Source organism: Vibrio sp. QJM3NY_15 (assembly GCF_057785995.1).
Genome location: NZ_CM173517.1, coordinates 2,029,305 through 2,041,825, shown reverse-complemented (window position 1 = coordinate 2,041,825; position 12,521 = coordinate 2,029,305). Strand labels below are relative to the sequence as shown.

Sequence of the window (12,521 nt, the reverse complement as noted above, 5' to 3'; positions counted from 1 at the left end):
CATTGTGCACAAAATCAGTGAGTTGTATAGCTGGTGGCAATTGTTGCTTGCGAATTGTTCAGATACACGGTATTGATGATAGATTGCTGAACAACAATGACAATGATATGGATATTTTGAACTTTGAGGCATTTCTAATTGCCATCACTATTTTAACGCTAACGCCGGGTTTAGATACGGCATTGGTGATTCGCAATACTAGCCGTTCGGGCTTAGCTGATGGCTGTATGACGAGCTTTGGTATTTGTGGCGGCCTCTATGTGCATGCTTTTTTCTCTGCTGTAGGGATCTCCGCGATTCTGGCTCAATCAGCTGAGCTCTTTCAAGCCGTTAAAATGGTGGGTGCGGTTTATCTGATTTGGCTTGGCTTAAGCAGTCTACGCGCTTTGATGAAAAATGGCGGCGGGATGCAGGTCGGTGAGCAGGCCAAGCAAGCATACAGTGCCAAGCGTTCTCTGCGCGAAGGCTTCTTATCTAATGTGCTGAACCCGAAAACGGCGGTTTTCTATTTGGCTTTTCTGCCTCAATTTGTAAACCCAGAAGGTTCACCTTTATTGCAATCCATGGTGATGGCGTCGGTGCACTTTATGATTGCGATGGTGTGGCAATGCAGTTTGGCTGGGGCTCTGAACTCCGCTAAAAACTTGCTTAAAAACGCGAGCTTTATGAAGTGGATGGAAGGTGTGACGGGCATGGTGCTGGTGGGGCTTGGCGTTAAGCTTCTGATGGAAGAGCCTGCGTAGTTTTCCTTTTCTGTCGCAGATGAATAGATGAATAGATGAATAGATGAAAGCCCACGACGTATCGTGGGCTTTTTTGTTATTGGTAAACCGAGTGTTAGATGTGAGCCACTGTGTTATTCAACAACGCTAATGTTCATCTCAGCGCCTTCGAAACCTAAGTCACTCAACTCATCTGCATTAAAGTTGGTGGTAACTTCGATATCGCCAATGCGCTCAGTGGTTTCATTGACTGAATCAACACTTCTTTTGCTTCGAACACTGTTGGTAATTGGCGTTGCTTGTCCAATCTCAATAGTGCCTGCAAATTGAGATTCAGCGTTAAAATCGCCAGATACGTAAGAGTGGAATGGGCGTAAGCTTCCTCCAGTCGCGTACTGCATGCTCGATAAACCGGCTTCTTTGATCGCCCAGCCCCAGTCCCACCATTTCGTTTCGCCTGGAATGTATCGGTGATCCCATTGGTACCGAATATCGGCTGATTCATTGCTGCTACGGCCCATAGTGAAGGTGTGAGCTTTGTAAGGGCGGTTGTCTGGATGGGTGTGCCATGCGTTACCACCCCAACGAAGGAAGCCGTTGAATTCAACATCGTAACTGATGTCAGCGTTGAATCGGTAAGGATAAGAGATGGTTGAACGATACAACTCAACTCGAATCGGAAGCTCTGAATTCGCTGGAACCATAGGACGAGCTTGAAGTGTTACTTGCTCGCTAGTGGAGTTGCCATTGGTTTCAGCAAAGCTCTGGTTCGCTTCTAACTTAATCGTTAGCTTAGTCTCGCCAACCAAAGGCCACTTGAATGTATTCTCTGTTTGAACACTTTCAGAGAACCCATAGCTATTCGTTTTTGACCAATTTGTAGACTCATCGACTTTCAGATCGACAACGACTTGTTGTGCGATGTTACTTCTGTTTCTTGCCGTTGCATAAACGGTCTTAACCAGTTCACGATCGGACTCGACGACATCGCCGTGCCAAAAATTATTGTCGTTAACCGTGTAGGTGAAGTTGTCGACAGTGATCTTAGTTTTTTCCCCACAGCGATAACCATTACAAGAACCACTGTTGTTGCCTTGTATTACCCAAGAGTCACCTGAGCGTTTAATCGTCATGTCCTCGCCAACATACTGACTATTATTCCCGCCAACCCATGCATAACCTAGGTTGTGCGCTAGATAACTAAGAGGGCGTACAAAATCATTGCGGTTGTTCACTAAGTCATATTCAACATCTATCTCGCTGCCTTCTGGCACCGATTTAGCAGAGTAATTTGGAATTTCAGATTGGTCATTGTTCGGATAACAGAACGTTGACCCGCTGTTCGATTGTTTAATTTCGCCATGATAGCCAGGCCCCATGATCACCCAGTTTCCTTTCAGCCCTGTGATTTGCCAAGTGCCCATACGAGCGACCAAAGCACTCTTCTGTTCTTCAGCCTCATAACGGTCTAAAGGACGATAACCAGAGCGACATACATCTTCACCAAGTTGGTCAAACACTATTTGGTCTGGGTAAACCTTTGCATTCACACCGGTAGATAGAACAGACAACACTGCGGTTGCTAAGAGACTTCTGTTTATATTAATCATTAACAATTCCCTCGTTTGTAATTTTTCTATTTTGATAATGTTTTGTGCGCCGTGCAGTTAACAAGACCAATTCACTTTTTCATGTTGATAAATAGATAGATACTGAAAAGGGTTGAATTAAATTACCGCATTAATTCAATGACTTGTATTGCTAGAAGTGTTTTTATGGTGAAATTGCATGCAACTGGAAGTCAATTATTTGATGGGGCTCAAACCATTTTTAGAAAAATGAGATGTTATTCTCGCGACTTTAACGTCAAATTATTTTGACGTTGTTTAATCACATGTGAGGTGAATGAGTAAGTACAATAGGAGACATATTATTCACATCGTCTACAGCTTTATGTTGATATGTGAATTAACAATAACGATATAAATTGTACTTAGGTTTTTAAATGCAATCAGTTGTTTTAAACATCCGATTAATCGAATGTTTAAATGTGAGAGTTACTTACTGACATAGCTATAAAAATAACCATCCGTTTTTTATGTGTAATATTCAGGATGGTGTTAATTAAACGTCGATAAATTCAGTTGGTAGCCAAATAACGATAAATTATCGTTTAGCCAGCAGTTGTGTTCGCCCCGTATTACACGTTCGAATAATGGCAAATAAATCATTCGAACTTAAGACATCAACCTTCAACGTTAATGGGTCATTGTTGATGAGTAGATAGGGCGACAATAAGCTGTCATTCATTGTTTTATTTATTTTTTGTACTGAGACTAAATCAATGGTGCCAGATATTGCAAAGGAAAGTGATTGAGAAGGGCCAGCCTCACCTCTAAACCGTAGAACAATAGGGTCGGGCATGTTGTCATCTTGAACCGACATCAGGTGCAGAACTTTGTTGTTACTTATTTTGGTGAGCCCATCGGTACGTAATACATTTCCATCGAGTATGAGGTCTACCACGCTATGTTGGTAACGGTGCTCTTCTTGCGGTGGAGAGTTAGGAATACTCCATATGCCAACCAATAGAGCTAACGCGGAAAATAGAGCAACAAATGGCATCATAATTGGCCTCTCTCTAGGAATAACGCTATTTCGCTACTCGCACGATCTAATTGCGTGGGTGTGTAAAAGATATTGACGGACTGGCGTGTTTCTTTATTGAGTATTGAAAGCTCAGAGTAGTCAGGTTCTTCGCTAATGTATGCCACGCAATCGCATTGATATTTATAGAGAATGGCTTCTAGTTCAGGGCTCATGGCCATCTCAGACTCTTGGAACACTTGAACCTGACCAATCCACTGTTCATTGAGTCGGTTGACTGAGTTGATATCGCCAAGGCTTCTGTCGTGCACCTTAGCAAAAGCCAGCAGCGCTGATGCAAACAGCAAACAACCAGTTGTGAAGTAACACAGTCTATTTCTGTGTGATCTGATTTTCTGGTGAGCAGGCGACGTTGGTTTAGGTATAGATTCATGGCTACTTGCAATAGAGGCCGCAATACTGCTGTTATCGAGTGGAACTTGATCGCTCACTGGAGTGAGAGGAATCGTGGTTCCGTTTTGTGGTTGCGACTCAATAAAGACGCAATCATCTATAAGGCGGTAACCAACCTTTGGTACCGTCACGATTGGCGTCTCTTTGATGCCGAGCTTCACGAATCCTTGGCGGAGTAAACTGATGCATTTCGCAAGTGATGTATCACCAATGAATTCGCTTCCCCATGCGAAACTAATGATCTCTTGCTTATTCACAATCTCTGGTGAGTTTTTAAGTAATAACTCTAAAACACGAGTCTCACGATATCCTATTTTAATAGAACGTTCGTCGTTATAAATACGGTTTTTAATTGGGTCGAATCTGATCATATAGCCAACATTTTATTTTTATTATAATTCTCTCAACAATGTAGATGACTATAAACGGACTATTATATGAATTAAAGTCACATGTTTTATTCTAGTTATTTTTTGTGTGGTAGAAACAAAGCGTTGTTTATTCGTTTATGACTAAAAAACGGCCATTTATACATAATCTGTTAAATATAAGTAACATCTAATTAAGAGTTGGTTTTATTAGCTTTCTATGAGATGTGTTAATTCGCACCGCGGCCTAATTAATATCATTTTATATGTAAGGGTATAAGTGTTAGTCATGATTTTTTTAGTTTAACGTTTGAATAAATATAAAAAAACCCGCATTTTAATGCGGGCTGTATTCAATCAATTCAGGTTACGCTTTAACGGCTTCACAATCACTTGAAGAAGTTAAAGGTTTGAAGAATAGCTTTGTTTCTTCGATGACGACGCGACGCAGCAAGATCAGGCCAATTAGGTTTGGAATTGCCATCAGGCCGTTCACGATATCAGCCATCAGCCAGATCATGTCGAGCTTTAAGAAGGCACCAGAAGCAACCAACGCAATGAATATGATCTTGTAAGGCAGAACCGCTTTAGTACCTAGCAAGAAAACAACACAGCGCTCGCCGTAGTAGTTCCAGCCTAAAATCGTGGTAAATGCAAAGAAGATTAAGCCAACAGAAACCAGCATTGGACCAAGCGTGTCTGCATTCAAACCGACAGCGAATGCATGAGTGGTCATCGCAGCACCAGAAAGGTCGGTTTGCCAAGCGCCCGTTAAGATAAGCGCCAGACCTGTCATGGTACAGATGATGATGGTATCGAAGAAGGTACCCGTCATAGAGACCAGCCCTTGTTTCACGCACGAGTCCGTTTTGGCCGCGGCTGCTGCCATTGGTGCGCTACCTAAGCCTGACTCATTCGAGAATACACCACGAGCGATGCCTGATTGGATAGCAAGCATGATGCTCGCACCAAAGAAGCCACCAGTTGCTGCTGTATTGGTAAACGCAGAAGTCACAACAAGGGTAATGGCATTCAATAGTTGGTCTGCATTGGAAACCAGAACGCTTAAACACGCGACGATGTACATGATAGCCATGGTAGGAACGACTTTTCCTGCCACCTTAGCGATAGATTGAATACCACCAAGGGTTACAACTGCCACCAATACCGTAAGAACGACAGCAGACATTTCTCGCGAAGCACCAAATGAAATTTCAGTCGCGTCTAAGATAGCGTTAACTTGTGGGAAGGTACCAATACCGAAGCAGGCAACCCCCAAAGCGAACACAGCGAACATCACCGCTAAGACTCTTGAGCCGACACCGTATTGCAAGTAGTACATTGGGCCGCCAACCATTTCGCCATTGCTATCGGTTCTACGGTATTTAACAGCCAGTAGACATTCTGCGTATTTGGTTGCCATACCAAAGACAGCAGCAAGCCACATCCAGAATAGGGCACCAGGGCCACCAATCTTAATTGCGGTCGCTACACCTACGATATTACCGGTACCAATCGTTGCAGAAAGCGCTGTACATAAAGCGGCGAAGCTCGATACATCACCCGTGCCGGATTTGTCTTTGGTGAACACCATTTTTAGTGCAGTTGGAAGGTGTCTAAACTGGAGTAAGCCTAAGCGAAAAGTAAAGTAGATACCCGTTCCCACTAGCAGAATAAGCAGTGGTGGTCCCCAAACGAATTGGTTGATGGTTTGTAGTGTAGCTTGTAGGTGGTTCATAGTTTCCCCTTAATAAATTAAAAATTTAAGGAGAAGAGGGAAGGCAGTGCAGATCACAGAGATCGATAGCACTACTTAATACATACGGATTTCTAGATAGAATTCTTTTGTTAATTAAGGCGGTTGCTTTCCACTCCTCTGTCCTTTTGCCTGAGAGTTTCACTTAGCGAATCACTTATAGATAAGTAACGGGCACTAAGCTTGCTCCTTCGGCGACCGATCTAACGGTTCTCTCCAGAGGTTCCTCCAACGACAGTCCTCACTTTTCTGGATTTCTCCAGCATAAAGCGCCTGAAAGATTTACTTCTTCGGCGGGTTAATCTAACTAAATGTTAAAATTTAGTTAAAAACCACTCTCCTGCAGTCTTCATCGGAACAATTACCTAAATAATTAGGTAATCTGTAGGCGTATCCTAGATCATATAAAATGTGATGTCAGCTACAAAATATCTGTTTGCTCAAATGTTGTTCAACTAAATGATCAAACAACGAGTCTCTGACGTAACTTGTTTATTTAAATGGTATAAAATAGAGAAACAAGGAGGAGTTATGACTCGATTAATAGCGATTGTTTTTTTATTGGCTTTGGCATTTGTGCTGTTTCGTTACCGGACAAACGAAAAACTGCAAAAATGGGTAGTGATAGTTATCGTTAGCAGCTTCCTTTTGTATACTGCCAGCCTGATGATTTCGGAGTTAACTCGTTAAATCTGTCTGTGAGCAGATAGAATGAACGTGTTAGCAAAGCTTAAGTGCTTCTGACTTGAGCGATAGGTTTAACTGAGCCTACACTATCAGTATTGGTATTAGTGTCAGTGACCGCGTAACGTTAAACATATTTTTGGGAGTACCCGCTAGTGAACCAGCAATCTGGACAAAGCGAACAAGATGAAGTGGTTGTTATTGAAGAACGCGATAAGCGCAGTCAGCTTTATATCGGCATTGCTGCGGTTATAGGTTTAGCTCTTGGTGGCTTAATCGGTTCTACAGTGACGGCTTCCAAGTGGGAGTCTACTTATCAGGTACTCGAAACTCGTTATCAAGAACTGCGCGACAGCAAAACCGAATTGATGACGTCTGTTGAAGCTAAGGTGGCAAAAGTCGATACCGAGATCGATGCAAAAGTAGAAGCCGCTTTAGTGAAGCAGACCGAAGAGCATCAAAAAGAACTGAAAGATTTAGAGAAGCAGTCTGCCGTTTTAGAAAAAGCGAATTATTCATTAGAGCAGCAGCTTAATGAGCAGAAAAAAACGCTAGAAGAAACTCAGAAAAACAACCAAAAGCTGAATCGTCAGGCTGATATGCAATCGACCCTTTTTGAACGTTCACGTGAAGTCTTCCGAAAAGAATTACAGATATCTCAAGAGCTTGAAAAACTACAAAAAGAAAGAGATGAGCTTGAGCTGAGCCTTGGTTCATTGAAAAAGGCATGTGATGTTTTCTTAGATGGAACATCATGGGATGCGAAATCTGACGCTTGTGAGAAACAAGATAACGCGAACTCTCGACTGAGTGATATCAGACAAATGATTGAAGTTCACACCATGGATCTTAAGCAAATTAAAACGCTAACTGAAGAGATGGGTTTATAAGCTCAGGCGCTTAGCCCACTCATAAGTAAGCCTGTTTGCTAGCGAATGTGTGACAGCAAATATTCAAACGCCCACATCATGAAAATGGTGTGGGCGTTTTTCGTTACGACTATCAATAGTATATGGCGAATACGTTGAGACTATTTCTGAAGGGGATCTGGACTAGTTTGTAAGTGTTCAATAAACATCAATATTTTCTTTGCTAGATGTTTTCGTGATGCATAAAACGCATATAAAACTAAATCTTCAGGTTTATGCTCGAGTTCTACGACCTCTAAAGATCCTGCTTTGATCTCTTCAACACAGGCTTCGATTGGCAGTATAGAAAACCCAAGGCCAGCTAAGGCTCCTGCTTTGGCAAGGCTTCCACTATTTACTCGAAATGAAGAACTAACTTTTTGCGTGATAAGCTCTCCCTCCGTACTTCTAAATACCCAAGGCGTTCCGCTCAACGCTGTTAAGCTACTGATACATGGGACGTGGACTAAATCTGTTATTTGATATGGACGTTTGGAGTCTTGAATTAACTCCGGAGATCCAACGACAGCACTTGGCCAGCGTCTAATTTCTCGGGCTATCCAATTGCTGTCAGGTAGCTTGCCTCGGCCAAAGCTCAAGATAAGATCAAAACCATCGAGCAGATCGTCTTTAGGACTTAAACTCGTGTCACAACACAATGAAACTTTGGGGTGCTCAGTACAGAATGAAATGACAGCCTGTGCGAGTGCAGGTGTGTCTGGCATCAATATTCTTAGTTGTCCCTCTACGCCGTGTGAATATCGAGTTACTTCCTCTAGCGCTTCATCAAGCTGACCCAGTAAAGATTGTGTCGATTGGTATAGCTTCTCGCCAGCTTCTGTTGGCGCAATCTTACGAGTGGTTCTTTCAAACAGCCGAGTATTGAGCTTTTCCTCTAGCAAGGCGATGTGGCGGCTAACGTTTGATGTTGGTAAATCTAAAAACTCCGCCGCTTTTTTAAAGCTGTTGTTCTCAAAGACACAGTGAAAGCTTCGAAGCCATTGTTGTTCTATTTGATTAATCATCTTTATCCCGAAATGTTGGATTATGAAACCAACAATAGCCACTTTGTTGACCAGTTTCACTTTGTACAATAACACCATTATCAATCAATAAAGTAGAGTAAAAATTGTTAAGTACAAATCGAATTAAAGTGTTATTTCTAATTAAGTATTTAATGAAATTCAAGGCTTTATTACCACGTCATACCATTTTATGTTGTTTTGTAATCCACTTTCTAGTCGCTCTTGATGCTCTTATTATTGTCCCATTAAGTTCAACAATAAGCCTGAGCTTAAGAGATGATGCCTCGCAAGCTGGCTACCTTGTTTCAGCCTATGCTATCGCGGCTGCAGTGATATGTTTATTCACGAAAGGCAGTTTAGACCCGAATAGAGAAATTAAACGAGTCTATATTTGCGTTGTAGGTTTAGCTGTAACGACGTGGTTGACATCAGTGGCCTCAGATTTTGATCTCTTGATCGTTTATAGAATGCTCTCGGGACTATTTGGTGGGGCTTTAGCCGTTCTAAACCTGAACTATCTTACGTTGATCTCTTGTGATGACGATAGAAAGCGAAACATTGCTGTTTTACTGAGCTCGTTTCCATTGGCGTTAAGTGCGGGCGTACCGGCGCTTATCATTCTGTCTTCAATGGGGGAATGGCGACTCGGTTTTCAGGTTATCGCAGGATTACTGTTGCTGATTGGCGCTGTGGTATCTCTGTCACCATCTATTCAATTAAAAGAGGGGTCTGCAGAACCGGAATTCACTGATAGTCAAAAGTTTAAGTTAGGTGACTATTTATGTAGTCGGGATCTTCGTTTTGCAATTGTGTTGGCTTTCAGCGCTGTACTGGGTACTTTTCTGGTCTCTACGCAGTTCCCAGTGATGCTTGAGGTGAACCTCGGAATATCAGCAACGTTATTAGGATACTGTTATGCCATCAGCGGAACCTGTTCCTTCATAGCGATGCAAGCTTTCGCACGTATTAGGGGGACTGATAAAGCAATTTCTCGCCTCATAGTGTGTTTATCATTGGGCATGGTCATTTCTATCGTTTGGGGCTTTGGTTCGCTCAATGTGGTCAGCGCTGCTGTGGCTTTTGTTGTCTTTGTCGTGGTGAGCTCTACTCGGACTTTAGTTCTATCTGTTGAATTAATTAACGCTCTTAGCGTCAGCAAACGCATGCTTTTGATTCGTTTACAAAGTTCGTTGCAACATTTTGCTGTGGGTTTTGGGGGATTGCTCGGTAGTGCTCTGGTACAGCCACAATCTGGTGCGTCTTTGGATTTCAATACCTTGGTTTATGTGGCGGTTGGTATCGTACTTTGTACTCCCTGCCTTTGGGTTGCTTACAGCAGAGGGTTGGGCTTGAATGATGAAAAGTGAGTGAAAGTGTTCATTGTGTTGTTGAATGTCTAGGCTACGTTTGCACGTTGTTACTAAGGTTATCTGTGATTAGAATCGTAAAACTGCTGTTCATATGTGGCGAGTTGAATATTGGGTGACTTTGCACGCATAATTGCTCGCTAGGGAAATAGCATAATGGTGGGGTTCAAGGATGAACACGCGGTCTGTTGTCATTCTGTGATTAGACTATCTTAAGGGACAAAGGAGGGGAGCATGCCTGAATATAAGTGCGAAACGTGTACCGTGGCCTATTGCTTTGATGACTGTTATTCGCTGCTAGCTCGACGAGAACATAGAGAGATCGAAGAACCAGCTGAGCGAGAAAAAGTAGAACAATCTACCGAAGTAGTGGAGCAAGAAAACACAGACGCCAGTTAGCTATTGAAACCTTAAGGCATACTACAAAGCTTTTCAATCAGACATAAAAAATCCCCACAAGCTAAGCTGGTAGGGATTTGGATAAGTTGCAGTCCTGTTCTCGCTTTTTCAAGCAAAGGGTCTTACAAAAATTTTTAGAACAGTGCTATTAACGACAATCGATAAGCTATTTGTCGTAAGTCTTGATTTCACCTGATTTCACACGTGCAACAAATGATTGCAGTTCTTTCTTCACAACAGGCATTAGGAAGTACAGGCCAAGAATGTTGAAGATAGACATCGCAAAGATAGCCGCATCAGAGAAGTCGATTACCGCGCCAAACTGAATCGTCGCACCAATAACAACAAACACACAAAACATCACTTTGAAAATCAGTTCCGTTGTTTTGCCTTCACCAAATAGGTAAGTCCACGCCTTTAGACCGTAGTACGACCAAGAAATCATGGTAGAAAATGCAAACATGATTACCGCGAGAGCGAGTGTGTATTTAAACACTTCTGCAGTTTCAGTAAACGATGCAGCAGTCAGAGTTACACCCGTTAAACCTGTTCCATCATATGGACCTACGTTTAAGCCAGCGATAGTGATAACCAATGCTGTCATTGTACAAATGATTACCGTATCAACGAATGGTTCTAATAGTGATACAAGACCTTCGGTGATTGGTTCTTTTGTTTTTACGGCTGAGTGAGCGATTGCTGCTGAACCTACACCCGCTTCGTTTGAGAACGTCGCACGTTTCAAACCTTGGATTAAGGCACCAATAAATCCACCAACTACACCTTCACCGGTAAATGCACCTGTAAAGATTGCACTGAACGCAGGACCAACTTGATCAAGGTTAGAACCGATAACGATGAGAGCCATACCGATATACAGAGCAGCCATCCAAGGAACAACTTTTTCTGTTACAGACGCAATAGAAGGCATACCGCCAACGATAACGGAAAACACTAAGGTTGCGAGTACAAGCCCTGTGATGACACCGTATTCACTCGGTACATCAAATGCATAAGTGAGCATGGCATGTGCTTGGTTCGCTTGGAACATGTTACCGCCGCCCAATGCACCTAAAATACACATTAAGGCAAAACCAATAGCAAGGGCTTTACCTAATCCACCCAATCCTCTTTCACCAAGACCTTGGCTTAGGTAGTACATTGGACCACCCGAAACAACGCCTGAAGGTAGGATAGTTCGGTATTTTACACCTAAGGTACACTCACAAAATTTAGAAGCCATGCCTAGAAGACCACACAAGATCATCCAGAATGTTGCACCAGGGCCACCAATCGCAAGTGCCGCACCAACGCCGGCAATGTTACCAAGCCCGACGGTTCCAGAAAGAGCCGTTGTAAGAGCTTGAAAGTGAGAAACCTCGCCATCCTCTTTGGAGTTAGGGTCGGTATACTTACCTTTGATAATGTCTATAGCCATACCAACACGTTTAAATTGAACAAAGCCAAAATAAACAGTAAAGATAATCGCGGCGAGCAAGAGCCAACCAACAATGATTGGGAAGTTCGCTTCACCAAGCGGAACACTTTTAAAAATTAATCCAACGAACCACCCTGTGTAGTCATTGAAAAATCCATCAACACTTTTACTCAAGTTACTGATACTTTGACTAAATGATCCTTCTTCTGCAAATGCACTGGAACTAAATAATAATATAAACCCAAAAAATAATTCACGTATGTTTTTCATGGTTTTCCCTGTCTTTTTATTAAATTATGTTGTTGCTGTTGTGTTTGTTTCTATTTGATTTTTTATATTTCAGTGGTTTATTTAGTTCATTCGACGACAATATAAACGGCTGTATCTAGGTCGAAAAACGAAACAAATATAAGTACTGATCTTGCTTTGTATGGATATCCTTTTGGAATGTGAACCAATAAGACTATGGCATTCGGCTTACCACGTCCTACTGATAATCCTATACATAAAAATAATACCATCAAAGAAATTTTTACAATAAATTTACATTTGTTCGGGTTTTGTCATTGTTTTGGAATAAGTCGATGCTTTTTGGGTTGGAAAAGGCATATGCAGTCGTAGCTATAGCAACTGGTGAATTTCGCTATTTAGGCTTTTCCCCTTGCTTAAAGCGCTTCCCATGAAAACCTGAGTCGTGATTTTGCAGTCAAAGCAACCTAAACCTTGGAGCAATGGACGAAAGTGGGGGGATGATGAGTGGTGGATATGACTAAGAGGGGGCAGATTATAAGGAA

The 12,521-nt window shown here is 42.3% G+C and carries 10 protein-coding genes and 1 riboswitch; of the genes, 4 read left to right on the top strand and 6 right to left on the bottom strand.

Annotated features, from left to right (window positions below):
- The first annotated feature begins 107 nt into the window (after positions 1-107).
- Complete coding sequence (locus tag AC3CKG_RS09215; RefSeq protein ID WP_065104032.1) at positions 108-743, top strand: LysE family translocator; 636 nt, start codon at positions 108-110, stop codon at positions 741-743.
- A 113-nt stretch (positions 744-856) separates the two neighbouring features.
- Here the strand turns inward: AC3CKG_RS09215 and AC3CKG_RS09210 are convergent, their stop codons facing one another.
- The 4 genes from AC3CKG_RS09210 to AC3CKG_RS09195 form a co-directional block, all read right to left on the bottom strand.
- The gene (locus AC3CKG_RS09210) at positions 857-2,332 is read right to left on the bottom strand and encodes an aerolysin family beta-barrel pore-forming toxin (RefSeq protein WP_099165501.1); all 1,476 of its coding nucleotides are present in this window, start codon (positions 2,330-2,332) and stop codon (positions 857-859) included.
- A gap of 556 nt (positions 2,333-2,888) precedes the next feature.
- Positions 2,889-3,350, bottom strand: coding sequence for a hypothetical protein (locus tag AC3CKG_RS09205; protein ID WP_076669475.1), 462 nt, complete (start codon positions 3,348-3,350; stop codon positions 2,889-2,891).
- Positions 3,347-4,153, bottom strand: coding sequence for a winged helix-turn-helix domain-containing protein (locus tag AC3CKG_RS09200; protein WP_488528220.1), 807 nt, complete (start codon positions 4,151-4,153; stop codon positions 3,347-3,349). Before AC3CKG_RS09200 ends, AC3CKG_RS09205 begins: the two co-directional genes overlap by 4 nt.
- 364 nt (positions 4,154-4,517) lie before the next feature.
- Entirely contained in the window at positions 4,518-5,888 is a 1,371-nt protein-coding gene (locus AC3CKG_RS09195) for an alanine/glycine:cation symporter family protein (protein ID WP_102361157.1), read from the bottom strand.
- A gap of 128 nt (positions 5,889-6,016) precedes the next feature.
- A riboswitch (glycine riboswitch) is annotated at positions 6,017-6,136 on the bottom strand.
- 609 nt (positions 6,137-6,745) lie between these two features.
- Between AC3CKG_RS09195 and AC3CKG_RS09190 the strand changes: the two genes are divergently transcribed.
- Entirely contained in the window at positions 6,746-7,480 is a 735-nt protein-coding gene (locus AC3CKG_RS09190) for a chromosome partitioning protein ParA (protein ID WP_488528219.1), read from the top strand.
- A gap of 140 nt (positions 7,481-7,620) precedes the next feature.
- Here the strand turns inward: AC3CKG_RS09190 and AC3CKG_RS09185 are convergent, their stop codons facing one another.
- The gene (locus tag AC3CKG_RS09185) at positions 7,621-8,523 is read right to left on the bottom strand and encodes a LysR family transcriptional regulator (protein WP_281052538.1); all 903 of its coding nucleotides are present in this window, start codon (positions 8,521-8,523) and stop codon (positions 7,621-7,623) included.
- A gap of 104 nt (positions 8,524-8,627) precedes the next feature.
- Here AC3CKG_RS09185 and AC3CKG_RS09180 point away from each other — a divergent pair, with 104 nt between their 5' ends.
- Both AC3CKG_RS09180 and AC3CKG_RS09175 read left to right on the top strand, forming a co-directional pair.
- Positions 8,628-9,890, top strand: coding sequence for an MFS transporter (locus AC3CKG_RS09180; RefSeq protein ID WP_488528218.1), 1,263 nt, complete (start codon positions 8,628-8,630; stop codon positions 9,888-9,890).
- A gap of 234 nt (positions 9,891-10,124) precedes the next feature.
- Entirely contained in the window at positions 10,125-10,289 is a 165-nt protein-coding gene (locus AC3CKG_RS09175) for a hypothetical protein (protein WP_198594172.1), read from the top strand.
- A 166-nt stretch (positions 10,290-10,455) separates the two neighbouring features.
- Here the strand turns inward: AC3CKG_RS09175 and AC3CKG_RS09170 are convergent, their stop codons facing one another.
- Entirely contained in the window at positions 10,456-11,997 is a 1,542-nt protein-coding gene (locus AC3CKG_RS09170; protein WP_065104025.1) for an alanine/glycine:cation symporter family protein, read from the bottom strand.
- Between the last annotated feature and the right edge of the window lie 524 nt (positions 11,998-12,521).